The following is a 25341-nucleotide window of genomic DNA, read 5'->3' on the forward strand; positions in this document are numbered from 1 at the left end:
ATCACCCCTCCCCTCGCAGGATTACTTGCATCCACCAAAGCCCCATCAGCAGCATGGCCACTAGCGCCCCCGCCACCCAAACACCCAATGTATTGAACCAGGCTTGCTCAAATGCCGTGGCATCCAGAAAGTACAAGGCTCCCGCCACAAAGCCCGGCAAGCAGAACATGATTCGCGCCTGCAAACGCGCCTGAGCCGTCAAGGCAACAATCTTGTCCTCGATAGTCAGTCGCGCCCGAATGGTTTGCGCCAATATTTTCAAACGCTCCCCCAATCCAGCCCCCGTGCTCTGGCCCATCTGCAAGGCACTGAGCAACATGGCCAGTTCTGACACCGGCACTCGATCCAGAAGGTCTTGATACGAGTCCTTGGCATTTACCCCCAAGCGCTGCTGACGCAATAGCAAACGCAGCTCTTGCCCCAAGGGCGCAGGCAAAGATTGAGACAGCTGCTGCAAAGCCGCTTGCAAGGCCAAACCTGCTTGCAGACTCAAGGCCAAAGACAGAACAAAGTCAGGCAACTGTCGTCGTAAGCTTGCCAAGCGCCGTCGTCCCATCCTGCGCAGAACCAGTAAAGGCGTGACTGCAGCCAGCAGGGCTACCATTGCTGCCAGCCAGAACGACTGCATCAGCCACCAAACCGTCAAAAAGATCAGAGGCAATAAAGCCCAGGCCCCAAAAGCCAAATATTGACTGCGCACAAATACAAAATGCGATTGCAAACTCTGCTCGGACTGCCTGAGCAGTTGCTGCCTATAACGCTTGGCAAGACGCTGCCCTGAACGTAGCAATACATAGGCCAACGCAGTGGTACCCAAGACAATCAGCAAAATACTGAGAAATCTCATGCTTGCCTCTCTGCAGGCGAAACATGCTCGGAACGCAAGCCACTGGCAGCAAAGCCAAACTCCGGGCAATAGCTGTACAAGGTTTGCAATTGAATACGCTGCGCCTCGATGCCGGTCACCTCCACAATCTCGTGCACCAAACGCTTCCCATCAGGCAAGCGGCTCAATTGCACGATAATGTGCAAAGCCCGCGCGATATGCTCTCGCACAACAAGCAAGGGCAAATCCAGACCTGCCATCAACACCATCCCTTCCAGGCGGGACAAAGCATCGCGAGGCGTATTCGCATGCAAGGTCCCCATCGAGCCTTCGTGGCCGGTGTTCATGGCTGACAACATATCGAAGGCCTCCGCGCCCCGGCACTCTCCCACCACAATCCGGTCTGGCCGCATGCGCAAGGCTTGTCGCAGCAGACTCCGTATATCCACCTGCCCCTGACCTTCTGCATTCGCGGGCCGTGACTCCAAGGCCACCCAATTGCTGTGCTGCAACTGCAACTCGGCCGCGTCTTCCAGGGTCACGATTCGTTCGCCAGAATCAATGCAGGTGCTGAGCACATTCAGCAAGGTGGTTTTGCCCGTACCGGTTCCGCCCGAGACCAGAATATTGCAGCGCTGCTGCACCGCCTGTTGCAGGAAAGCGGCCATCTCCGGCGACAAACTGCCCGTCTGCAAAAGGTCCTCCAGCCCCAGGCGTCGTTTGGGGAACTTGCGTATGGTCACGCAGGTTCCCTTGACCGCAATAGGCGACAGTACCGCATGAAAACGCGAGCCATCGGCCAAGCGCCCATCCACTGCGGGCGAGCTGATATCCAGCCGTCTACCCAAGGGAGCCAGGATGCGGTCAATAATCGCCCGCAAGGCCGACTCGCTGCTGAACACCAGGGGATGGGCTTGAAGCCGCCCCGCCTGCTCAACAAATACCCGATCATAATGATTGACCATAATTTCCGAGACCGAGGCATCAGCCAGTAAAGGCTCCAGAGGGCCCAAACCCACCGCCTCGGCACAAACACTGGCTTGCAGGCTGGCTTGCTCATGCTTGGGGACAGCACATTGGGCCTGGATCAAACGACCCAAGCAATCAAAGGCTTCCTGCTTCAACTGTCTGTCTGTGACGCGGGAGAGGTCTCGACGCTCCAATTCCAACGCACTCAACAAGGCTTGATGCAGGCGTTGCTGTTCCTGTCTGAACAGATCACTATCGGATACCGGAAGATCAGCTTGCCCAGGAGGGAAAAAACCTTGCTCACCTTGTGGTGTCTGACGCGGTTCTTCCATCGTAAAGGACTGTGGTGTTGAGGTTTCCGGTGGGTTTCCCAAGTCCGAAACGGCCATGTCAACTCTGGGCAGAACCTTCTGCCCAAAACCGGCAATGCGCAACTTGAACCCTCCCAGCACCAGCACATCGCCCAAGCGCAAAGGCCCATCGTCATAAACCCGTTTGCCGTTAAGCTGTACGCCCGTCAAAGAGCCGTGATCCTGGATGTACACCGCGCCCGCCCGCTCCAGAAAACTGGCATGCTGGCGCGCGATACGCCAGGACGGCAGAACCACATCACAGGCCGGGTCACGCCCTATCAAGGCCGGCAAACTGACCGTGCAGGGGCGCGTCGTCCCCAGCTCCGACTCAAGCTCAAGGTTCAACACGAAATACCTCACTATCAGGTTCTACCCATTGCGACCAGGTGCCTCGCCCTGCTCCCTTGGGGATGGCACGCACAGGTGTATTCAAGCGCGGAGCATCAGGAAAAGTTTGATCCAACCACTGGGTAGCATTGGCCTGCCGAGCCAGCAAATCAGGATGTTCCGCAGCCACCAAAGTCGGGGTCACAAATACCGCCAACTCCGTTTCCTGTCGGGCAAAGCGTTCGGAACGAAACAAGGCGCCCAGCACTGGCAAACTGGCCAATCCCGGTAGACGATCCACATGCCGGGACTCTTCGCGCGAGATAAACCCTGCCAGCACCAGTGTCTGTCCTGAACGCACATTGAACTCGGTCGAGGCTCGTCGGGTTTTCAAAGACGGCCCCGCTGGTTGGGACAGGCTGGCATCAACGGAGCTAACCTCCACCTCGATCTGCGAGCGCACCAGCCCGCCACGCTCGACTCGCGGCACAATGCGCAGCGACACACCGTAAGGCTTGAAGCTGGTCTTGCTGTTTCCCTTGTCGTCCGTGGTGGTGTAAGGCAGTTCCCCTCCGGCCAGAAACTCGGCTTGAGAACCACTGCGTGCCAATAGCTGCGGTTGCGCCAGTACGACCGCATGTCCTTCCTGTGCCATGGCCTGAACGCGAGCAGACATCAATGCGCCAACGCCAAAGAACGCCGCCCCCTGCTTGGCAGGAAATGCCAAAGGCAAAACAGCTTCACCTGGCCTGTCCAGAAACTGATGAGTAGCCGCATCCCAGGCACCGCCCATACTCAAACCACCTTGGGAACTCCCGTCCCAACGCACTCCCAGCTCTCGCAGACTGTTGCGCGGTACCTCCACTACCTGCACATCCAGCAAGACCATTGGTTCCCAACCGTCCTGCTGCGTAAAATCCAGCAATTGAGGATGTTCCTGACTTAATGCCTGAATGCGTTGCTTGTCCTGATCACTTAAACCTTCTCCTTCCAGCACCAGCTTGCCACCCAGTTCGCTGATGCGTAACTCGGGAATGCGTTCCAGCAAACTTCGTAGCTCCGCCAAGGTTTGCCTATGATTTTCTGGCGACACCTCAATTTGGTAGGACTGGCTTTGCCCGGAATGGGACCAGACTTGCACCACCGTGCTGCCCGTCTTGCGCGCAAACAGAATCAACTCGCCCGATTCCGTGGTGACGGCGTGAACAATATCACCGTCGCCGACCGCCACCCGCTCCACCTGCGTGTCAGGCAAAACCATCAACTCACCGACTTGCAGCCCCAAGCCCTGGGCCTGACTTTGCAAACTTGCACTACATAGGGCACCAGACAGCAAACTCACAGCGGCCAGCCTACACCAATAGCGATTTTTGCTCATGGTTGCTGCCCCATAGAAAAGCCGTCCGGCATATCCAGCCAACCCAGGCGCTCCACTTCTGCCTGGCCAAGTTGGCCTGCCGGTCTGTTGCCGTACAAAACCTGTACAGGCTGTTTGGGCCTTGCACCCGGCCCCAGACCAAGAATGTCAGCCAGCTCACCCCGCACGGCAGCCTGATGGGGGGTATGGTCATCCGGATTACGCAGCAAGGCACTGATGCGTCCATGTTGCCTGGCCGCCAGCAACTTCAAGGCATCGTCCGGGCCTACATCCAGCGTCAAGGTGTTGTAGGCATCCTGATCCAATCTGGCCGTGGCCGAGCCTTCACCCGACTTTTGTCCGGTCGCCAAAACCAGAACAGACTGCAGTAAGGGGGCCGTTACCCGCCGCTGCCGGTCGTCAAAACTGACATAAATATCGATCAGATCTCCAGGCCGGATCAACCCCGACACCGAACTGATCGCATCCACCGGCACAGTCAGGGCACGCCTGCCAGATAGCAATTGCTGTGAAAATGGACTGCTGACCTCCTGCACATGCGCCTTGCTGATCAAATCCCCTGCCCGCAAAGGCTGGCTTAACACTTGCCCTAGCAGACTCTCAAACTGCGCCACATCCCAACTGTCACTAGGCACCAGTTCAGCAGGAAAGGCGCGGGCGGCCAAATGCTCCGCCTGCAACACCGTCCCCGCTGTCAGACTGGAGGCGGCTACCACCCTATCCAATTGCACACGATGCGCCGCCTGCCGCAGAGCCTCCTCCTGCCGGTCCAAGTAACGACTGCTGGTCCCGGCGGCCATCAAACCAGCCACCAAGGCCAGCAGGCCAAACCCTGCGCTGGGATGACGGCATAGCCACAAGAATTTCGCCCGAATCATGAGGCCTCCTTTCCACAGGCACGGCAGATCAAGAGCAAGTAGCGCTGCTGCTCATGCTCCAGCTTCATTACATCCAGCTCGGCCGGGCCTTTGCGCCAATAACGCTCGCCCGCCTCGGCTCCCCAGTCCTTGCGACGCAAATCGGCTTGCCATCCAGGCTCGGCCTTCAACAGCCAGCTTTGCACTTGCCCTGGCTGTTCGTGTTGCCACAGGACGACACCAGCAACGGGTGGCGCTGTCCAAACCGATGAGGGGGAAACAGGCTGACTGTGTTCGGAAACACTTAACAAACCCGACAAGGTCGAGGCCTGTACATCCTCCAACCACAAAACGCAATTCCTGCCATCTTTGGCACGCAGAAATACCCATTGCCCTTCCAATCTGATTGCGCCGTAATGAGCTCCACAGAATGGCTCCAAACGAGAAGCCAAGGTCTGCGCATCCAGGTCTGTGCTCAGTCCCCAGCTATACACAGGTCCAACATCGGTCTGTGCCATTTGCCCTTGATCCCACTGAACTTGGGAATCCTGCAAAGGTAGGAGCAAAGGCTGCGTTTTGGCCGGCACAGGGCTGAACATCAAGAAAAACAGCAAGAGTAAGGCAAGCAGCTGTCTCATGACCGCTCCTTGGATCCATGATCCGGCACGTAATCCTGCCACCGGCTCAGCCAATCCAAATCGGCTGGTGTCCGCCCCCAGGCCGCATCCATAGGCCCTGCCTGCCGTATCGTTTCTCTGGCAGCGGGCCGGCTTGAGGCCATAGCCTGACCCCAAGCAGTCGTACTGTTTTCCAAACGCTGACGAGTTTGTTGTGTACTGTTAGCCTGCCCCGCAGCCGCCCACAGCCGGGATTGCCGCTGCAACGGTGTCTTGGTGGGCAGAGCAGCCAGCCAGCGCGGCCACGGAATGGAAACGCGCGACTGTGCCGCCCAGAACCCACTACGCAGGCTCAAGAGCTCCCATTGCAAGGATTGGGTGGTCGCTATCGGGGATTCAGAAAAATAGACTGGTGCTGCTTCTTGAACTGAACTACTCACTGCTGAAACCGGCATGCCATGAGCATCGTGCATGAACAGGCTTAAATGCGTGCGTTGCTGCATTTGCTGCAAGCGATACTGCTGCTGCATCAGCCAGCGCCCCGCCATCACCATCAGGCCCAACACCACACCCAGCAAACAGGCCTCGACCAGTGCGATTCCTTTTTGTCGCGTGCTCATGATCGGCGGCCTCCTGCATCCATCAGCCGTGCCTGCCAAAAAGGCAAAAACAGGCTGGGTTTGGCATCCACACCAGAATCTGCCCTATCCGGTGGCAACGAGAAAAACGATTGCGCCGCCGCCCGTGTATGAACGGTTTGTCCCAAATTGCCTTGGGCCTGTAATGTCAGCACCAGATCGGGGCCTGCTCTCTTTTCAGAATCAGCCAAGGTATACCCGTCTACCCATGACCTTTGACTCCAGGTGCTGGCATCTCGTCGCGCCCAGGATTGCGCCACTGTATTGCCTTGAGCCGATAGCAAAGAGCCATTGCCCTGCTCCAGCGCCCACTTCCAGAAGCTCTGCCCTGAAAAGTCGTCTGGCGCATCAATTCCGGACGCATGAGTTGGCGTTTGCAAGGCCCAGGCCATGGCATATTCACGGAAATAACAGCCTATCCAACGGTTGGAACGAACCATATGCATGGACTGCGTATCGTTGGAATGCCAGCGGCCCGAACGGTCAAACTCGGTACGACCAGCACGACGCAAACGATGCCGCCACAAGGGGCAACGCCGATCGACACCGGGATAAGAGCGAGCCTCGTAATCCCGTGGGGCCAGAAACCCGTATAAAGACACCAGATGCGCCAAGCCCGACTGCCACTGGGCTTGTCCGGGCTGTAGCGACAGAAACTGCGGCCAATCGTCCTGCTCAAACTGCCAGCGGATGGCTTGAGCAGGCCAATCCGGCAAACTGCCATCCAAGGTCGCCTGAATAATGGCTTGTCGCCGTTGCGGTAAACCCTCTACCAATTGCTTTTGGGCCAGCGCCAGCACGTCCTGAATCAAACGTTGATGGGCCTGAAAAGCCTGCTCCAACGCCTGCTGATTGTCTCCAGCCGATCGCGCCTGGGTATACGCCAGCCCATGTGCAGGACCAAACATCATGGCGACCAAGTGCACAGGCGGATTCGCCCTACGCGCTTGCCCGGACTGGGTTTGCGCTGCCCTGTCCCATGTTGCCAAGGTCAACAAATGCCCCAAGGCCAGTTGATGCCCCAACTGCGCCCGGTTGATATAAGCCAGCAGGTTCAAGGTACGTGCCTGCTCGGTGGCCGCACCATAGGCAGCCGCATCCAGCACCAGGGACAAACGCCCGTGTTGCTCGGCAATCTGGTTCACATGATAGTAGCCGCCCCAGGCGACAGACAGAAGTGCCAGCGCGATCAGCCCCCAGGCCAGCGCAGCCCCCTCTTGTGGTCGGTTGGGCGGCCTCATTGCGCATTGCCCGTAAAGGATTTCAGGCTCTTGGCACTGCCTTGCGCGGCCGCAGCCGAAGCGGCCGATTGCGCTTGCTGAGTCTGCTCGGAGCCATCCTCCCCCGCCAGTTCCTTGGCCATAGCCGCGGTCTGGTTGCGAATCACCTGACCAAAGGACTGATAAACGGCAATAGCCGCCACAGCGACCAAAGCCACAATAATTAAATACTCGACCATGCCCTGGCCGCGCTGCCGCCTGATGAACTGTCTCATTGGAATCTCCCAAAAGTCAGTTCACAGTCTGCCCCTTGGCAGCGGGCCAGAATATTCGCAAAAGCCGAGCCGGATGGGCTTGTCCGGCTTTACTACTTATCGGCTCATTACACCCCGAAAAGCATGTTGCTCATGAGTAGTGACTGCCTCCCAAAAAACAACTTGCTCACTGCACGGCCAATAAAAAAAGCCAGTCAGTGTTAACTGACTGGCATTACGCCTGGAGGCGATTTTGTCTTCAAGCCGATATGGCTTAGACCAGACGCACGTCTATGCTGCCCAGACCGTCGATCGCCCCGTGCATCACATCGCCACGTTCCACCGAGCCGACACCGGCTGGGGTTCCCGTGAAAATGATGTCGCCTGGGAACAACTCGAACAGACCCGACAGGTAAGCGATGGACTCGGCCACATTCCAGATCAGCTGATTCAGATCGCCGGTCTGGCGACGCTCGCCGTTGACGTCCAGGGTGATGGCACCTTGGGACAACTCGCCAATACGGCTGCGTGGGACCAGAGGGCCGGTCGGTGCGGAGTGGTCAAAAGCTTTGCCCACTTCCCAGGGACGACCAGCTTTTTTGGCTTGCGTCTGCAAATCCCGGCGGGTCATGTCCAGACCCACCGCGTATCCCCACACACATTCAGCAGCCTGCTCCACGGTCAGATCACGCCCGCCCTTGGACAAAGCCACGACGAGTTCGATCTCGTGATGCAGATCCTGGGTACGGGAGGGATAAGGCATGTCGCAGACCTGGCCGGGCAGCACGTTCAAGATGGAGTCTGCCGGTTTACAGAAGAAAAAAGGATCTTCGCGACCGGTAAAACCCATTTCCTGTGCATGCTCGACGTAATTGCGGCCGACGCAGTAAATGCGGCGTACAGGAAAAACCTGCTCACTGTCCTGTACATTCAGGGCCGCAACGGCGGGTGCGGGGATGACGGTACTCATTTTGCCTGGCCGTCAGCAAAGCGCTTGGCACCGTCTACCAGCTCTTTCTTGGCAGCTTCGATACCGTCCCAGCCCTTGACCTTGACCCATTTGCCTTTTTCGATGTCTTTGTAGTGCTCGAAAAAGTGCTTGATGCGCTCCAGCTCTTCAGGCTGCAGATCTTCAGGCGACTTCACGTTGCGGTACAGGGGGTACAGCTTGTCGGTAGGCACGGCCAGCAGTTTGGCATCGCCACCGCCTTCGTCGTCCATGTGCAGTACGCCGATAGGACGGCAAGGAATCACGGCACCGATCTGGATTGGGAATGGAGCAATCACCAGCACGTCAACCGGGTCGCCATCGTCCGAAATGGTTTGTGGAACGTAGCCGTAGTTGCAGGGGTAGTGCATGGCGGTCAGCATGAAACGGTCCACAAAAACCACGCCGTTCTCGTCAACTTCGTATTTGACGGGGTCCGAGTTCATGGGGATTTCGATGACTACGTTGATCTCGTCGGGCAGTTTTTTGCCAGCAGGTACTTGGGCGAGGCTCATTCGTGCAAACCTTTAAAAATAAAAGAAATTAATCGTTGGAGCGTCGAGGACGATCCGAAGTTTGAGAGAGATCGACCCCAGGGATGGGAGCCGTATCAAAGTAATCATCCAGATCCGAAGAGGAGCTCAAGCTGTCTTGCGAAGGCGTGGCAGCAGGAGGCACTGGCTCGGCCACCACCGGCAATGGACGGCCCTGATCCGGCAGGTCCTCGGCCACGACGCTGGCGGCATAGGTGTAATGCGGCAGATCGTCGTCATCCTGCGATGGCAGGCTGTCTGCATCGGTATGGCTAGGGTCATGACGAGTATCTGCTGCTGGCAACGCCGTGCTGACCGCCAGAATCGGTAAGGTGCCGGCCATGGAGGCGGCCTTGCGCCAGTAAGAGACGGCTTCGTCGTGGCGACCCAGGCTGTCGTACAGATTACCCAACAAAGCGTGATTACGCAGATCGCCCTGAATTTTCAGGCTACGCAACAGGTAATGCTCGCCCTGCCCCCACAATTGGCTGGTCAGGCACAGATGGCCCAAGGTGGACAGCAAGACCGGATTGTTGGGCTGACTGCGCAACCACTCTTCGGCCTTGGCCAAACGGCGGCCCACATATTCAGGTGGGCACTGGGCGTAGGCTTCCAGCAAGCGGCTGTCGAAACTGGCTGCAATCGCAGGTTCCAGGATACGACCGGCTTCTTCGTAATTGCCTTCGTGTTCTTGAATCAAGGCAGCTTCCAGCGCGACGCCGGGCAAGACCTTTTCCTCGGACTTCAGATCCGACCATAAGGCCTTGAACTGTTCAGCACCGCCCACACGCAAACGAGCAGCAGCGGCAAATTCGATGTAGTTCAGTGCCTCTTGACGTTCGATGCCACTGCGGCGCACCAGCAAACGGGTCAACTCGTAAACACGTTCGGCATTACCTTGCTGACGATAGGCGCGCAGCAACAAACGAGTGGCGTGCAGATGGCGCGAACTGGCATCCTGCAAATCCTGCAGCAGCTCGATGGCTTCTTCGGTACGATTCTGATCCAGGTACAGCTCGGCCGAAGCGACGGCACTGGCTTCCTTCAAACGGGCATCATCGCCAGCGGCAGCACGAGCGGCGGCCAAGGCTTCGTCACGTTGAGCAATCTGACCTTGGTAATGCGCAGCACGCGCTGCTGCCAAACCTGCCACGACTTTGCTGGACTGCGAGCGGGTTTTGCTCATCAGCTTCATCAAGTCTTTTTCAGCTTGCTCGTAACGGCCTTCCAAAATACTGATCCAGCCAGTTTCCAGCAAAGCCTGGTCACGGCGTTGAGCGCGACGACCACGCCACAGGCGGAAACGCTCCGGACCATCGCTGAACCAGGCCAGCAGGCGCAGCAGCACGTACAGAACGATGAACAGACCCAGCGCGCACAGAACCACGTAAGTCAGCGAGGCGCGCGCCAAATAATGCGGCGTAACTAAATAGACGTTACCGGCGTGTTCACGCAAGACCAGAGCCAGCGCGACTGCGGCGATAAATAAGATGAGAGTCCAGAACCAAGTACGCATACCTTACCCCTGCGCCTGAGCCGGCTGTTCCGTCTCGGACTGAGCGGGAGTCGCCGACTCAGTCTGTTCGGCAGCAGGAGCAGCGGGCTCCTGCTGGCTGGCAGGCTCTGTGGATTGAGGAGGGTCGGACAAAACAGGATCCGTATCGCCCTGCTCGGTCTTGGTGTCGTCGGCATTGTCCTGACTGCGACCGGCCTGAGCCTGACGCAGGCTTTCAATAGCCGCCAAGGTGTTATTCACGGTAGGCAAACGAGCACCGATGCGGGTGTCCTGCAATTGGCGTGTCAGACGCAAGGCCTGCTGAACCTGACCGGACTGCGTATCAAAACGTTTTTCCAGCGCTGTCGCTATTGCATTCAGCTCGGTCTGCCAAACGGCGGACTGGTTCATCATCATGGCCAGTTGGGCAGCCATAATGCGCAGACGCAGGTTCTCTCGCAGACGGGCAGCCTGATCGGGCGACATCAGCAAGGCGGCGGCATCGTCGACACGGCGGATGGAGACAAACTGCCCCAGATCGTGGCTGACCGAGCGCCAGGCGCTGCTACCCCACTGTTCCACCGTATTCCAGCTGCGCTCCCACCAAGGGGCATCAGCAGCCAGTTCCGTGGGTTCCTGAACGTCGGACTGCAAGTCCAGCGCTTCAGTATTCGCACCACCGGCAACGTCATCCGGCACCAGCAAAGGCGCTTCCGAGACGTAGCGCGACAAGGTGTCCAGCTGACGCGACAAGGAGGCCACATCCACCGTGGCAGCGGCGCGCAGGCGTTCCAGATCGCCATTCAGTGTTTGTTGCAAGGAAGCCAGACCGACGCGATTGGCCCGTGCCAATTGTGCCTGAGCAGCTTCCAGAGAAACGATGGCATTGGCCACATTGCCACCCAGCATCAGCTGTTGCTGCGCAATCGTGGCCAGGTGATCAATATCGTTCAGCAAAACCAGTTCCGACCCGCTGTCTGTCATGGTCTGGAAGGCTTGGCTCAGATCATGAAACTGTTCGGTGGAATCGTTAAAGGATTTTTCCAGCTGGGCAAGCTTGTCGGATTGACGCTGCGCCAAGGTCAGGGCCTGCTGCGCGGTTTGGCGCGCCTGCTCTGTGGTGTTGATATTGGTTGCCAGCTGGGCTTGCAGCTCGGCCTTATGCTTTTCCAGCAATGAATTCTGGTACCAAAGACCGGCAGCGGCCAGCACCACCACAACAGCCGTCAAAGCATAAGCCGGACCCGCGCCACTTTTACGCTTTTGCGGTGTAGTGGTACTGTCTTTGGGTTCGGAATACGGACGAGGAGCCGCTGTATTGGCTGGGCTGGAAATGGAAGTCTCCGGTTCGCTTGCGGATGCGTTCTCTGTTTTATCGTTCATGGCAAGATTGTAATCCGTGTGAGGCTAATCGCGCGAGAGCACCGCCATCAAGGCAGCGACAATGTCATCATCGTCTGGCGTACACCTTTTTACCACTGGTGGCGCTGCGATTCCAGCCTGCAACAATAAGGACTGTAAATGTTCTTCAATACGCGGATGTATGACCACATAGGCACATTGCGCCCAAACATCCAGTAAACCCAAGCTTTGTACATTGGCAAAAACCGCATCGGCGCTTTGAGAACTGCTGAGCAACACGGCCAGGCAGCCCGCCTGCAAACTGTCACGAATTTGGCGGCCCTGGTCTGTACTCCACTGGGCTGGGCTACGCTGGTAAATGGCCAGGCGCTGGACCTGAATACCGTGATTTTCCAGTTGCTGTCCCAACCACTCACGACCGGTATGGCCGCGCACAATCAGAACCCGCTCAAATTGAGCCAGCCGCGGCTTCAGCACCGCCCACAGAGCCTCTGAATCCTGCAAGGAATTCGTATTTTCAGGGTGAAGTACGGCATCTGGAGAAACACCCGGCTGGGCGCGCAAACAAGCTGCTGTGGCAAAACCAACCGCAGCCAGCAATACCTTGTCAGGCCAGCGTTGGCCGCGCGCTTGCAAAGCCGCAAAGTAAAAATTGACTGCACTGCTACTTACAAAGAGCACCAGGTCAAAGTCCTTGGGATCTTGCCATTGTTCTTCGGACAGGTTTTGCGCTTCCAGGCTCAAGGCGGGCATAAGCAAGGAAGAAAAACCCTGCGCGGCCAAGGCAGCCGACAGGGTTTCGTTCCGTCCCGCGGGGCGGGTCAGTAAGACACAGGGCAGGTTCATGCCGCTTTACTCGCCTTCTGCGGGCTGTTCCGTAAGCAAGCGATCCAGAATGGCTTGAGCACCTTGCTGCTTCAGATCTTCCGCCAGCGACAGGCCCAAGGCTTCCGCATCTTTAGCCGCACCTGTGATCTGAGCGCGGTACACCGTTGAGCCATCGGGTTCGGCAACCAGGCCGCTCAGACTCAGTTCCTCGCCATTCAGGGTGGCATAAGCCGCCAATGGCACCTGACAGGAACCACCCAAGGCACGCGATACAGCACGCTCGGCCAAGGCACATACGTGGCTGGTGGAATGAGCCAGAGGCGCCAACCATTGAGCCACATCGGTACGGGTTTTCAGAATCTCGATGCCCAAGGCCCCCTGCCCGGCGGCAGGCAAGCTATCTTCTATCGAGATGTAATCACGAATACGCTCGGCCAATTCCAGACGGCGCAAACCAGCCGAAGCCAGAATAATGGCGTCGTAATCGCCACGATCCAGCTTGGACAAACGGGTCTGAACATTGCCACGCAAGGGACGGATGTCCAGGTGCGGGTAGCGCTCTCGAATCTGGGACTCACGGCGCAAGCTGGAGGTGCCTACGATGGCACCAGCAGGTAAAGCCGCAAGATTGGGATAAGTATTGGAAACAAACGCATCGCGTGGGTCGTCCCGCTCCATGATGATGGGCAGGTCAAAGGACTCGGGCAACACCACCGGCACGTCTTTCAGGGAGTGCACGGCCAAATGGGCACGGCCATCCAGCAAGGCGGTTTCCAGTTCTTTGACAAACAGGCCCTTGCCACCCACTTTGGACAGCGTGCGATCCAGAATCTGGTCACCACGGGTGGTCATTTCCAGCAAGGACACCTTGCACTGCGGGTACAACTGCTGCAAAAGGTCGCGAACATGCTTGGCTTGCCACAAGGCCAGTTGACTGGCACGAGTGGCAATAACCAATTCCTGAGGAGTAGAAGCCACAGCGGTCATGCAGCAAAATAGCGCACGATGGCGGCAGCAACAATACCGATAATGGCCAGGATCCCTAAGCCTTGCAGCAGGGACAAACCGCTTTCCTGACCTTTGGCATCGGAGGATTTAAAAATTGCCATAGAACTAAGCTTCCTTGGTAGAACCTTTACGGTGCGCCAGCCATTTGCCCAGCGCCACCACTAATAAGGCACAAACAATCTCGACCCCGAGTTTAACAGGCTGGGGCTGCACGCCAAATTGATTTTCCACAATCTTGTCCGTGACCAGCATGCCGCCTGCAATCCAGCCCAGCAAGGCACCGCCCAGGGTGACGACAATAGGGAAACGGTCGATCAGTTTCAAAACCAGGGTGCTGCCCCAGACAATAATGGGGACACTTAGCAATAAACCAAAGATCACGTAGCCCAGTTGATGATCCAGGTGCGCGTTTTGTGCTGCACCGGCAATGGCAATCACGTTATCCAGGCTCATCACGAAATCCGCGATGATGATGGTTTTGACGGCAGCCCAGATGGTTCCGCCCCCTTGAATATTGCCGTGTGCGTCGTCGTCAGGCATCAGCAGCTTGATCCCGATCCACAAGAGCAAAAGACCGCCCACCACTTTCAAAAACGGCAGATCCAATAAAGTCAGAGCAAAGAAAATCAGGACTACACGCAGGATAATTGCGCCTGCTGTCCCCCACAAAATGCCTTGCATGCGCTGCTGCTTGGGCAAGTTGCGACAGGCAAGTGCGATCACGACGGCATTGTCGCCACCGAGCAAAATATCAATCAGTACAATTTGAAACAGTGAACCCCAATGCAGGGTTTGGAGGAATTCAATCATTTCGTTCCCGTATAGCTAAACGTGAGTTCTCTTCCCAGCCGCGGGACAAACGTTCTTTTTCTGTCGCCAGGCTGTCCCAAGACAACAACGCCCCTTAAAGCAGCAAACTAATCCTAGCCTGTGCAACATCGGGGCTTCTTTTTCTTACTTGATTCGTTTGAGCATGATCAGGCTGGCCAGATTCGGGAAGGAATGCGCCGGGTTGTGGTGTTTTTCTTGACGAAACCGGCTGGCCAATTTTGCCCGGCTGCACAGGGCAGCCAGACAAAGAGCCCGCCAAAGCGGGCCCCGGTACTACTATTTACAGCACTTCTTTGAGCAGCTTGCCCATTTCGGATGGGTTGCGAGTGGTACGAATACCGCAAGCTTCCATCACTTCCAGCTTGGCGTCGGCCGTGTCGGCACCACCGGAGATCAGGGCACCAGCGTGACCCATGCGTTTTCCGGGAGGCGCTGTCACACCAGCGATAAAGCCAACAACAGGCTTGGTCATATTGTCTTTAGCCCACAAAGCCGCGTTGACTTCGTCTGGACCGCCGATCTCGCCAATCATGATAACGGCATCGGTATCAGGATCGTCGTTGAACATCTTGAGCACGTCGATGTGCTTCAGACCGTTGATTGGGTCGCCACCGATACCCACAGCCGAGGACTGACCCAGGCCCAGTTCGGTTACTTGAGCAACGGCTTCGTATGTCAGCGTGCCGGAGCGGCTGACCACACCGATGCGGCCCTTGCGGTGAATGTGGCCGGGCATGATACCAATCTTCAGCTCGTCAGGAGTGATCAGACCGGGGCAGTTCGGGCCCAGCAGCAAGGTTTTGCGGTTTTCAGCGCGCATGCGGTTGCGAACTTCCAGCATGTCGCGAACAGGGATGCCTTCGGTAATGCAGATAACCAGGTCCAGGTCAGCTTCAACCGCTTCCCAGATGGCAGCCGCAGCACCTGCGGGCGGAACGTAGATAACCGACACAGTTGCGCCAGTTTCAGCCTTGGCGTCGGAAACGGAGGCGTAAATAGGTACACCTTCGAAATCCTCACCAGCACGCTTGGGGTTCACGCCAGCCACAAAGGCTTCCATGCCGTTACCGTATTCACGGCACATGCGGGTGTGGAACTGGCCGGTCTTGCCGGTGATCCCTTGCGTGATGACTTTGGTGTCTTTATTGATCAGAATCGACATTTGCTAATCCTCAACCTTTTCTTACTTGGCGGCAGCGACAACAGCAGTCGCCGCTTCGGCCATGGTGTCAGCACTGATGATGGGCAGACCGGAATCGGCCAGCATTTTCTTGCCCAGCTCTTCGTTGGTACCCTTCATGCGTACCACCAGAGGCACGTTCAGGTTGACGGCCTTGCACGCAGCGATCACGCCTTCAGCGATCACGTCGCAGCGCATGATGCCGCCGAAGATGTTAACCAGAATGGCTTTGACGCCCTTGTTGGCCAACATGATCTTGAAGGCTTCAGTAACTTTTTCGGCCGTAGCGCCACCGCCCACGTCCAGGAAGTTGGCAGGCTCGCCGCCAAACAGCTTGATGGTGTCCATGGTCGCCATGGCCAGACCGGCACCGTTCACCAGGCAGCCGATGTTGCCGTCCAGCTGGATGTAGGCCAGGTCGTACTTGCTGGCTTCAACTTCAGCAGGATCTTCTTCAGCCAGGTCACGGAAAGCCACGATATCGGGGTGACGGAACAAAGCGTTGCCATCAAAGTTGAACTTGGCGTCCAGAGCGATGATATCGCCCGAGCCGGTCAGGATCAGAGGGTTGATCTCGGCCAGTTCAGCGTCGGTTTCGGTGTAGCACTTGTACAGCTTCTGGAATTCAGCAACGGCTTTTTCGATAGAAGCGTCAGGAACGCCGATACCGCGAGCCAGCTTGGTGGCTTGCTCGTTGGTCAGGCCAACAGCAGGGTCCACGAATTCTTTCAGAATGGCGTCGGGGTCGCGCTCGGCCACTTCTTCAATTTCCATGCCGCCTTCGCTGGAGGCCATCACGGCCACGCGCTGGGTAGCACGGTCGGTAACGATACCGACGTAGTATTCCTTCTTGATGTCCGCGCCTTCCTCGATCAGCAGGCGACCCACTTTCTGGCCTTCAGGGCCAGTTTGGTGAGTGATCAGCTGCATGCCCAGGATTTCCGAGGCCAGTTGACGCACTTCGTCCATCGAGCGAGCCAGCTTGACGCCACCGCCCTTGCCACGGCCACCGGCGTGAATCTGGGCTTTGACAACCCACACAGAGCCACCCAGCTCCTGCGCAGCTGCAACCGCTTCATCGACGGAGAAGGCAGGAATTCCGCGTGGCACGGCAACGCCAAACTGCTTAAGCAGTGCTTTGCCCTGATATTCGTGAATTTTCATGTGATACCTGTCAGTCTAAAAACACAATAAAAAAAGAAGGCAGGAACTCCGGGCCTGAGCCCGAGACCTGACTAAAACAAAAAACTAATCCACCCCGTCTGTGACTTTGGGTCGATACCAGACGGGATAAAACTCCTCAACCACGGGACCGCTCAAACGCAAGGCATGGCAGCCATCCAGATGGAAAGGCTGCTTGTCGGTGCGATAAATCTCTGATTCCCCGCTGCTGCGACGTCGCCCGGCCATGGTCTGTACGGCGGCGGTTGGCAACACTTGCGCCAGCTCGCTCATGTGCGTACAGCCAGCCGAACGCCCAAAGCGCTCTTTGACACCCTGACGAAACTGCTTGAGCAAATTCAGGCCCACCAACTTCTGGTAGGCGTCCGCAATGGACGAACAGTTGTCCTGGTAAGGGGCTGCATCGTAGACCGCCACGGCATCCACAATTTCGAAGCTGCTATCGATGGTGACACGCAGGTGCATCAAGTGGACGGGATCGCCTGCCTTGTGGGTCTGGCCATTGCGTATGGGAAAGTCGTAGGACTTCACATCCAGCAGCGAGGCCTCCAGGTCCCAGAGGCCATCTTCCCGTGCAAACGACTGTACCGTGATGGTACGTGTATGCATCGGTTCACGGGCGACGGACGGCGGGGGTAAAGGCATTGATATGGACGAGGCGGCAAGATTGAAACCGATCAAGTATAACGCACCTCGTATGTTCCGTATCAGCCACTTACATAATCAGCAAGCGCATCCAAAGCGGGCAAAACACAGGGTCTACGCGGCATCGATACTACGGTATACCAAATTTGCATGAAAAAAACGACCGCCCGTCAGGTGGTCATTTTCGTTCTGCCTGGAAAATCCGGGAACAAGGTGGGATGTGCCTTGCCCTGACAGTCCATTCTGGCGGTTTATTTCATGCCTGCACTAAATCAGGCAGCCGCCCGCAGTGCTGTGGCAGCCTCCACCATGGCCAGCAAGGCAGCCTCAGTTTCAGACCAAGCGCGCGTCTTCAAACCGCAGTCGGGATTCACCCACAAACGGTCGGCGGGCAAGCGCTTGGCCGCCTCCCCCATCAAGCGCACCATCCAGTCCTTGTCAGGCACGTTGGGAGAGTGAATGTCGTAGACGCCAGGGCCGATATGGTTGGGGTACTCGAAGTTTTCGAAGGCATCCAGCAAGAGCATATTGGAGCGCGAGGTTTCAATTGTGATCACATCCGCGTCCATATCCGCAATGGACTGCATGATGTCGTTGAACTCCGAATAGCACATATGCGTGTGGATCTGCGTTTCATCCGAGACCGCGCTGGTAGACAGGCGGAAACAATCCACGGCCCAATCCAGATACGCCTGCCAGTCGCCTTGACGTAGCGGCAAGCCTTCGCGAAAGGCCGGTTCATCCAGTTGAATGATACGAATCCCAGCTTGCTCCAGATCGGAGACCTCGTCCCGCAGCGCCAAGGCCAACTGACGGCAGGTATCCGCACGCGACTGGTCGTCACGAACAAAAGACCATTGCAACATCGTCACTGGCCCAGTCAACATGCCTTTGACGGGTCGTTCGGTCAAGGACTGGGCATAGGAAGACCAGGCCACGCTCATGGGTGCCAAACGCAACACATCACCAAAGATAATCGGCGGCTTCACACAACGTGAACCGTAGCTTTGCACCCAGCCATTTTGTGTAAAGGCAAAACCGCCCAGCAGCTCACCAAAATACTCCACCATATCGTTGCGTTCGGCCTCGCCATGTACCAGAACATCCAGTCCAACGCGTTCCTGAAAACGGATGACCTGCTCGATTTCAGCTTGCATGGCTTTTTCATAAGCTGCATCACTGAGAGCACCACCGCGCCAGTCGCGACGAGCGGTACGGATTTCCGTGGTCTGGGGGAACGAGCCAATCGTGGTGGTGGGAAAAGCAGGCAAATTCAGCTTGTTGCGTTGGGCCTGAATACGCTGGGCAAATGGCGTACGTTGACGCTTGAGTTGGTCAATTTTGGCCATCTGAGCTTGTACGGCAGGATTGTGGGTGCGCTTGGACTCACGGCGCGCTCTCAACGCGGCTTGTTGCGCTTGAACCGCCTGCTGCCCCGCTTCATCCAAAGTGCCATCCAGCAATCCTTGCAAGAGCTTCAGCTCGTCCAATTTCTGCACGGCAAAAGACAGCCAGCTCTTTAACTCCGCATCCAGGCCGGTTTCACTTTGCACATTTACGGGTACATGCAGGAGCGAGCAGGATGGCGCAATCCACAATCGTTCGCCCAACGCCGCTTTCAAGGGCTCTAGGGTTTGCAGTGTTTTTGCCAGATCAGTACGCCAAATATCACGCCCCGAGATGACACCGGCAGACAGCACCTGGTCTTGCCCCAATACCGCTTGCACCGCCTGTAAAGCAGCCGGGGCGCGCACAGCGTCCACATGCACACCCGCAATGGGCAAGTCTTTCAAGACCGTGACATTTTCGTGCAGATCATCAAAATAGGTCGCCAGCAGCAGTTTCAAACCGGATTGGTTCAAATCTTGATAGACGCGGCGGAAGGCGTCCTGCCACTCTTGAGGCAAATCCAGAACCAGAACAGGCTCATCAATCTGCACCCACTCCACACCCTGAGCTTTGAAACGGGCCAGCACTTGTTCATAAACGGGCAACAAGGCATCCAGCAAAGCGAGCTTACCCACATCAGCCAGACCGTCATACGCGTCGCCCTTGCCCAGCCACAACCAGGTCAGCGGGCCGGGAATGACAGGCTTGACCTTGTGTCCCAAAGCCTGGGCTTCGTCAACCTGCTCAAACAAGCATTCACGAGCAATCCGGAAGCTTTGGCCGGGTGTGAACTCAGGGACGATGTAGTGGTAATTCGTATCGAACCACTTGGTCATTTCACAAGCGGCGGCCGGCCTACCGCTAGGCGCACGGCCACGCGCCATGCGAAACAAGGTATCCAAAGATACGGGCGCATTGTCGGCCTGGCCGAACCGGGCGGGAACGGCCCCCAGCAAGGTGCTCCACTCCAAAATCTGGTCATACCAGGCAAAGTCACCCACAGGCACGGTGTCCAGGCCAGCCTTGCTTTGCAAATCCCAATGCCGGGCGCGCAGGGCTTTGCCGGTATCCAAAAGCTCTTGCTGGCTTAGCTGACCGGCCCAATAGGCTTCCAAAGAGCGCTTCAGTTCGCGCTGCTCACCCATACGGGGGAAACCCAAATTATGAATAATAGTCATAGTAAGCCCATAAATTAGAAATAGGATGCCCGTATCAGGCTCTTGGAAACCATTGTTCCTGTATAATTACTTGAAAAAAAATCAAATACACCATGCTAATTATGAATTTTCCTCAATATGCTTGAAATTCGTCATCTAGAGACTCTGACCGCCATTCGGGACAGTGGTAGCCTGCAGGAAGCCGCCGAGCGCCTGCATGTCACGCAGTCCGCCCTCTCCCACCAGCTACGCGATCTGGAAGTGCGGCTGCAAGTGCAATTGCTGAACCGGCGCACCCGCCCTGCCCGCCTGACCACGGCTGCCTTGCGCATTCTGGTTCTGGCCGATGACATCTTGCCGCGTGTGCGTGCTACCGAACGCGACCTGCAACGGCTTGCCGCCGGACGTACGGGTCGTCTGCATGTGGCGATTGATTGCCATTCCTGCTTTCAATGGTTGATGCCCGCGCTGGACGCCTTCAGGCAGCAATGGCCTGATGTCACGCTGGACTTGAGTGCGGCGTTTTCTTTTGCACCCTTGCCCGCCTTGATGCGAGGGGATCTGGATGTGGTGATTACGTCGGACCCACAGGACAATCCCGCCGTCCACTACGAGCCCCTGTTTCGCTATGAACTGGTGCTGGCTGTCTCCAACCAGCACCCCTTGTCGCAATACCGCTACGTCGAACCTTTCCAATTGACGGATCAGGTTCTGATTACCTACCCGGTAGAACGCAATCGCCTGGATATTTTCACGCAGTTCCTGACGCCTGCCGATGTAGAACCCGCTGCTATTCGGCAGGCCGAGCTGACGCCCATGATCGTGCAACTGGTCGCCAGCCAACGCGGCGTGACGGCTTTGCCGAACTGGGCTTTGACGGAGTTTCTGAACCCGGCCTCCATTCGCACTTGCCGCTTGGGAGACCACGGCATCTGGCGCACGCTTTACGCCACAGTACGCAGTGAGGATTTACAGGCGGATTATGTGCAGGCCTTTTTGGCACAGGCACGCGAGACCTGCTTCAAGAGCCTGCAAGGGATTGTGGCGGCACAGCCTTGAACTCGTTAACCAAGGCATGGCAAAACGCTTGAGCCACTCTATAGATAGAGGGAACGTACAGGCGAGTGTGATTCAATTCGAACGCGCCCGCTTTTTTTAGGGGCGTCAGTATTACAAGCCAGGGGCACTACATAAGGCAGCACTGTAGATGAAAGAAGAAATTCAAGCCGGATCGTCTTCCCAGTCACCCAATATTTGCTGCAAGATACGGCCCGAGAAGCCGCGGCTGGCCATGAAGCGATATTGTTTGGCGTAACTGCGGGGATCATCTGGTGGCGCACTGAACTTTTTGCCCCACACTTGCTTGGCCCGTTCCAGCTCGGTCGCCATCAATTCTTCTTTGATGATTTCAGTCTGCTCTACATCCACGCCATGCTGGCGCAGTTCTTGCAGAATGACCCGCGTGCCCACACGCGAGGCACGGCGGTTGACGACACTATGCGCAAAGCGCTCGTTGGACAGCCATTTCTGTTCAACCAAGGCGTCGAGCAAGGCTTCCACTTCTTCAGCACTTTCTGCATGAGGGGCCAGTCGGCGGCCCAATTCCAGGCGCGAGTATTCGCGCCGGGATAAAAAATTCAACGCTCTGGCTTTAAGAGACAGCCCCGGCCGTTTGGACGGGGCTTTCTTTTCCGCAGCCGGAGCATCATCACCCGAGCTTTCTTCTACGTTTCTGCCCGCCCGCGTGGGCCGGGCAGAAAGCGCAGCAACGCGCTCCCTTTGAGCTTGTTTACGTTCCCGGATTTCCTCCGGGTCTGTCTCAAAGGGTTCGTCATCGAACTCTGGGGGAAAAATCAGACTTCTCCCTCGGCCGGATCAACCACTGGAGCTACGGCTGGACGGCTGACAGCAGCGCTCATCAGGGCAACGCCCAGCTTTTCACGCACTTTGTTTTCGATTTCGCGGGCCAACTCGGGGCGCTCTTTCAGGAATTCGCGCACATTGTCCTTACCCTGGCCAATGCGGTTGCCGTCGTAGCTGTACCAGGCACCGGCCTTGTCGACCACGCCGGTTTGTACGCCCAGATCGATAATCTCGCCTTCGCGGGAAATACCGCTGCCATACATGATGTCGAATTCGGTTTGCTTGAAAGGAGGCGCAACCTTGTTCTTGACCACTTTGACGCGGGTTTCGTTACCCACCATTTCGTCGCCACGCTTGATGGAACCGATACGGCGGATATCCAGGCGAACGGAGGAGTAAAACTTCAGTGCATTACCACCTGTGGTGGTTTCAGGGTTGCCGAACATGACGCCAATCTTCATACGGATCTGGTTAATGAAGATGACCATGCAGTTAGCGCGCTTGATGGTGGCCGTCAATTTACGCAGGGCCTGGCTCATCAGACGGGCCTGCAAACCGGGCAAGGAATCGCCCATATCGCCTTCGATTTCAGCCTTGGGCGTCAAGGCAGCCACCGAGTCGATAACGATCAGGTCTACCGAACCCGAACGCACCAGGGCTTCGGTAATTTCCAGAGCCTGCTCGCCGGTATCAGGCTGGGAGATCAACAGATCGCCCAGGTTCACGCCCAGTTTTTGAGCGTATTGCACGTCCAGCGCGTGTTCGGCGTCAATAAAGGCGCACGTGCCTTTGAGCTTTTGCATCTCTGCAATGACTTGCAGGGTCAGCGTGGTTTTACCCGAAGATTCCGGGCCGTAAATTTCAATAACGCGACCACGTGGCAGACCACCAACGCCCAAAGCAATGTCCAGACCCAAGGAACCCGTGGAGACCACCTGGATGTCATGCTCGACGTTGTCGTCGCCATAACGCATGATCGAGCCCTTGCCGAACTGCTTTTCGATTTGCGACAGAGCGGCGGCCAGCGCTTTGGAACGTTCCGAGGCCACTGCTTTGCTATTTTTATCGTCCATGAAAAATCCTTGACTGTGGAATGGCGCCCCAACGGACGGGCACGGCAATTAAAAATCAAACCTAATTATTGCATCAAATTATACTGTATATATACACAGATATTCAAATAAATTAGCTAGCCGCCATCGTTATCCCCTACTGACCAGCCTTACAGCCTTGTGCAACAATGCCGAACAGCCATTCAATCATCTGTTTGTGTAGGGTCATGCGCATACTCATAGCTGAAGACGACAGTATTCTCGCGGATGGACTTTCTCGCTCCTTACGCTACGAAGGCTATGCGGTCGATGTCGTGCACGATGGCGATAGCGCCGACTCGGCCTTGCAGCTGCAAAGCTTTGACCTTCTGATCCTGGATCTGGACCTGCCCAAAAAGACCGGCCTGTCAGTGCTGCAGTCTATCCGACAGCGCCAGGACACCCTTCCCGTACTGATTCTGACAGCCAGCGATACGGTCGAGCAGCGTGTGCGCGGTCTGGACCTGGGCGCGGACGACTATATGTCCAAACCCTTTGCCCTGACCGAGCTGGAGGCCCGCGTACGCGCCCTGACGCGTCGCAGTACCGGCACCAGCAGCGCCTTGCTGCATCACAAGCGGCTAAGCTTCGACCTGAAAGGTCGCATGGCTTATATAGATAATCAGCCCCTGGAGCTGTCCGCACGGGAAACCAGCTTGCTGGAAATTTTCCTGTCACGTAGCGGTCGCATGATCAGCAAGAACCAGTTTGTGGATCTGCTCTGTGAGTGGGGTGAGGAAGTCACCCCTAACGCCATCGAGGTCTATATCCACCGCCTGCGAAAAAAGCTGGAGCCGAGCGGCGTACGCATCCTGACCGTGCGTGGTCTGGGATACTGTCTGGAACCGGAAAAACTGCGAGAAGACGCTCCAGCCTAAAGGATCGTCCATGCAGCACGCTACACCCCCACCCAATAACACGGCTGCGCCTGCCAAAGGCAAGCGCGTTGCACCGCGCCCGCTCATCCACAAGATCATGATCTGGATTTTCGGGCCTTTGTTTTTGCTGTGGACGGTGGGCATTGTCATTACCTACTTCATCGCCCAGCACATAGCGAACTCCCCCTATGACCGCACCTTGCGCGATCATCTGGACTTGTTGCGGGTGGAAATCAGCCATCAGGATCTGAGCCAGCCCATCCATTTATCGCACGGGGCACAGACAATTTTGCGTCAGGAAAGCCCGACCCCTACGCTGTGGCAAATCCGCGATGCCAATGGCGAGCCGCTGGCTGGCAACGCGAACTTACCGGTTCCCGACAGTTGGGGATATGACACTGACCTGCTGCGCTACCGTGACGTTGTTCTGGACGACCAAAGCCTGCGGCTAGCGTATGTCTGGGGGGGCAAGGACAAAAACGACACGCCCTTTCTGGCGGTTGCCGCCGAAACCAATGAACATAGAGCGGTGCTACACAGAGAAATCCTGATCGGGATGCTGACACCACAATTCATTCTGGTACCGCTGGCGGCCATGCTGGCCGGCCTGGGGCTGACACATGGCCTGGAGCCGCTGAACCTGCTGCAAGCGCGCTTGAGAGCTCGTGCGCCCGGTGATTTATCGCCGGTAGATCAAGAGCAGGCTCCTGCCGAAATTGTCCCGCTGATTGATGCCATGAATGGACTACTGGCCCAGCAAGCGCAGTTTTCAGCCACTCAAAGGCAGTTTGTGGCCAATGCGGCCCACCAGTTGAAAACGCCGCTGGCGGGAATACGCACCCAAGCCGAACTGGCCCTGCGCGAGCGCGACCCCAAGCAGACCGAAGCCAGCTTGCAACAACTGGTACGCGGCACCGACCGGGCCACGCGCCTGGTCACCCAAATGTTGGCCTTGGCTCGTGCCGAAAGCAGCGATGCCCTGTACGCCCCCACCAAGCAAACCCTGGACCTGAATACGCTGACTGAATTGCATGTAGGCCAGCGTGTGCCCGATGCCTTGAAACTGGGGCTGGACCTGGGGCTGGAAAACACGGCCAAGGCCATCCTCTTGCAAGCGGATCCGGTCCTGCTCGATGAGCTGATCAACAATTTGCTGGATAACGCCTTGATCTACACCCCTGCTGGCGGCTGGATCACCATGCGTACCGGCCAGACGCAAGGCAAGGGCTGGTTGGAAATCGAGGACAATGGCCCCGGCATTCCCACGGAACATAAAGCAAGAATTTTTGATCGTTTTTATCGCATCATGGGTAACCAGGCAGACGGTAGTGGCCTGGGGCTGGCCATTGTGCGGGAGATTGCCGACATTCACGGCGCCTCCATCGACTTCATGCCACTGACTGGAGGCCAGGAAAGCGGCCTGCGCTTGCGCGTCAGTTTCCCACTGTCTTTGCCTTGGAGAGCCTGAGCAC

General features: G+C 56.9%; 25 protein-coding genes. 3 read left to right on the forward strand and 22 right to left on the reverse strand.

Features of this window, described 5'->3' with window-relative positions:
- Position 1: 1 nt before the first annotated feature.
- The 20 genes from U2949_RS17825 to metE form a co-directional block, all read right to left on the reverse strand.
- Positions 2-847, reverse strand: a complete 846-nt coding sequence (locus U2949_RS17825) for a type II secretion system F family protein (RefSeq protein WP_257722639.1) — start codon at positions 845-847, stop codon at positions 2-4.
- Positions 844-2493, reverse strand: coding sequence for an ATPase, T2SS/T4P/T4SS family (locus U2949_RS17830; RefSeq protein WP_407654205.1), 1650 nt, complete (start codon positions 2491-2493; stop codon positions 844-846). The genes U2949_RS17825 and U2949_RS17830 overlap by 4 nt, the downstream gene beginning before the upstream one ends.
- A complete protein-coding gene (locus U2949_RS17835; protein ID WP_321289156.1) occupies positions 2483-3853 on the reverse strand; it encodes a type II and III secretion system protein family protein in 1371 nt (456 codons plus the stop codon). The genes U2949_RS17830 and U2949_RS17835 overlap by 11 nt, the downstream gene beginning before the upstream one ends.
- Positions 3850-4731 carry a Flp pilus assembly protein CpaB gene (cpaB, locus tag U2949_RS17840; RefSeq protein WP_321289158.1) on the reverse strand — a complete coding sequence of 294 codons (882 nt, stop codon included), beginning with the start codon at positions 4729-4731 and terminating at the stop codon, positions 3850-3852. Before cpaB ends, U2949_RS17835 begins: the two co-directional genes overlap by 4 nt.
- Positions 4728-5348: a hypothetical protein gene (locus U2949_RS17845; RefSeq protein ID WP_321289160.1), complete on the reverse strand. Its 621-nt coding sequence runs from the start codon at positions 5346-5348 to the stop codon at positions 4728-4730. Before U2949_RS17845 ends, cpaB begins: the two co-directional genes overlap by 4 nt.
- A complete protein-coding gene (locus U2949_RS17850) occupies positions 5345-5947 on the reverse strand; it encodes a pilus assembly protein TadE (protein ID WP_321289162.1) in 603 nt (200 codons plus the stop codon). The genes U2949_RS17845 and U2949_RS17850 overlap by 4 nt, the downstream gene beginning before the upstream one ends.
- Positions 5944-7206 (reverse strand): hypothetical protein, encoded by a 1263-nt coding sequence (locus tag U2949_RS17855; RefSeq protein ID WP_321289164.1) that lies wholly within the window; start codon positions 7204-7206, stop codon positions 5944-5946. The genes U2949_RS17850 and U2949_RS17855 overlap by 4 nt, the downstream gene beginning before the upstream one ends.
- A complete protein-coding gene (locus U2949_RS17860; protein ID WP_009462197.1) occupies positions 7203-7460 on the reverse strand; it encodes a hypothetical protein in 258 nt (85 codons plus the stop codon). The genes U2949_RS17855 and U2949_RS17860 overlap by 4 nt, the downstream gene beginning before the upstream one ends.
- 253 nt (positions 7461-7713) lie before the next feature.
- Positions 7714-8409 carry a fumarylacetoacetate hydrolase family protein gene (locus tag U2949_RS17865; RefSeq protein WP_026483391.1) on the reverse strand — a complete coding sequence of 232 codons (696 nt, stop codon included), beginning with the start codon at positions 8407-8409 and terminating at the stop codon, positions 7714-7716.
- A complete protein-coding gene (gene ppa, locus U2949_RS17870; RefSeq protein WP_009462201.1) occupies positions 8406-8942 on the reverse strand; it encodes an inorganic diphosphatase in 537 nt (178 codons plus the stop codon). The genes U2949_RS17865 and ppa overlap by 4 nt, the downstream gene beginning before the upstream one ends.
- A gap of 28 nt (positions 8943-8970) precedes the next feature.
- Entirely contained in the window at positions 8971-10476 is a 1506-nt protein-coding gene (locus tag U2949_RS17875) for a heme biosynthesis HemY N-terminal domain-containing protein (RefSeq protein ID WP_257722673.1), read from the reverse strand.
- Between the two features lie 3 nt (positions 10477-10479).
- Positions 10480-11838, reverse strand: coding sequence for a uroporphyrinogen-III C-methyltransferase (locus tag U2949_RS17880; RefSeq protein WP_026483393.1), 1359 nt, complete (start codon positions 11836-11838; stop codon positions 10480-10482).
- A gap of 24 nt (positions 11839-11862) precedes the next feature.
- Positions 11863-12663 (reverse strand): uroporphyrinogen-III synthase, encoded by an 801-nt coding sequence (locus tag U2949_RS17885; protein WP_321289169.1) that lies wholly within the window; start codon positions 12661-12663, stop codon positions 11863-11865.
- 6 nt (positions 12664-12669) lie between these two features.
- Positions 12670-13632 carry a hydroxymethylbilane synthase gene (gene hemC, locus U2949_RS17890; RefSeq protein ID WP_026483395.1) on the reverse strand — a complete coding sequence of 321 codons (963 nt, stop codon included), beginning with the start codon at positions 13630-13632 and terminating at the stop codon, positions 12670-12672.
- The gene (locus U2949_RS17895) at positions 13629-13754 is read right to left on the reverse strand and encodes a hypothetical protein (RefSeq protein WP_003799533.1); all 126 of its coding nucleotides are present in this window, start codon (positions 13752-13754) and stop codon (positions 13629-13631) included. The genes hemC and U2949_RS17895 overlap by 4 nt, the downstream gene beginning before the upstream one ends.
- 4 nt (positions 13755-13758) lie before the next feature.
- Complete coding sequence (locus U2949_RS17900; protein ID WP_026483396.1) at positions 13759-14463, reverse strand: TerC family protein; 705 nt, start codon at positions 14461-14463, stop codon at positions 13759-13761.
- Positions 14464-14764: 301 nt separating this feature from the next.
- Positions 14765-15646, reverse strand: coding sequence for a succinate--CoA ligase subunit alpha (sucD, locus tag U2949_RS17905; RefSeq protein WP_009461784.1), 882 nt, complete (start codon positions 15644-15646; stop codon positions 14765-14767).
- Between the two features lie 21 nt (positions 15647-15667).
- On the reverse strand, positions 15668-16828 hold the full coding sequence (gene sucC / locus U2949_RS17910; RefSeq protein WP_009461782.1) for an ADP-forming succinate--CoA ligase subunit beta: 1161 nt from the start codon (positions 16826-16828) through the stop codon (positions 15668-15670).
- Positions 16829-16912: 84 nt separating this feature from the next.
- Positions 16913-17491: a DUF2889 domain-containing protein gene (locus tag U2949_RS17915; RefSeq protein WP_257722674.1), complete on the reverse strand. Its 579-nt coding sequence runs from the start codon at positions 17489-17491 to the stop codon at positions 16913-16915.
- A gap of 272 nt (positions 17492-17763) precedes the next feature.
- Positions 17764-20058, reverse strand: a complete 2295-nt coding sequence (gene metE / locus U2949_RS17920; protein ID WP_257722675.1) for a 5-methyltetrahydropteroyltriglutamate--homocysteine S-methyltransferase — start codon at positions 20056-20058, stop codon at positions 17764-17766.
- Between the two features lie 117 nt (positions 20059-20175).
- Between metE and U2949_RS17925 the strand changes: the two genes are divergently transcribed.
- Positions 20176-21096 carry a LysR family transcriptional regulator gene (locus U2949_RS17925; protein WP_321289174.1) on the forward strand — a complete coding sequence of 307 codons (921 nt, stop codon included), beginning with the start codon at positions 20176-20178 and terminating at the stop codon, positions 21094-21096.
- 162 nt (positions 21097-21258) lie between these two features.
- On the opposite strand, the gene recX is transcribed toward U2949_RS17925, so the two are convergent.
- Entirely contained in the window at positions 21259-21894 is a 636-nt protein-coding gene (recX, locus tag U2949_RS17930; protein WP_259672520.1) for a recombination regulator RecX, read from the reverse strand.
- Positions 21891-22973 (reverse strand): recombinase RecA, encoded by a 1083-nt coding sequence (gene recA, locus U2949_RS17935; RefSeq protein WP_026483399.1) that lies wholly within the window; start codon positions 22971-22973, stop codon positions 21891-21893. The genes recX and recA overlap by 4 nt, the downstream gene beginning before the upstream one ends.
- A gap of 206 nt (positions 22974-23179) precedes the next feature.
- On the opposite strand from recA, the gene U2949_RS17940 reads away from it, so the two are divergent.
- Positions 23180-23869 carry a response regulator transcription factor gene (locus U2949_RS17940; RefSeq protein ID WP_321289176.1) on the forward strand — a complete coding sequence of 230 codons (690 nt, stop codon included), beginning with the start codon at positions 23180-23182 and terminating at the stop codon, positions 23867-23869.
- A 10-nt stretch (positions 23870-23879) separates the two neighbouring features.
- Positions 23880-25337, forward strand: coding sequence for a sensor histidine kinase (locus U2949_RS17945; protein ID WP_321289178.1), 1458 nt, complete (start codon positions 23880-23882; stop codon positions 25335-25337).
- The last annotated feature ends 4 nt before the right edge of the window (positions 25338-25341 follow it).

This window comes from Alcaligenes phenolicus, assembly GCF_032063905.1.
Classification (GTDB): Bacteria; Pseudomonadota; Gammaproteobacteria; order Burkholderiales; family Burkholderiaceae_B; genus Alcaligenes; species Alcaligenes phenolicus.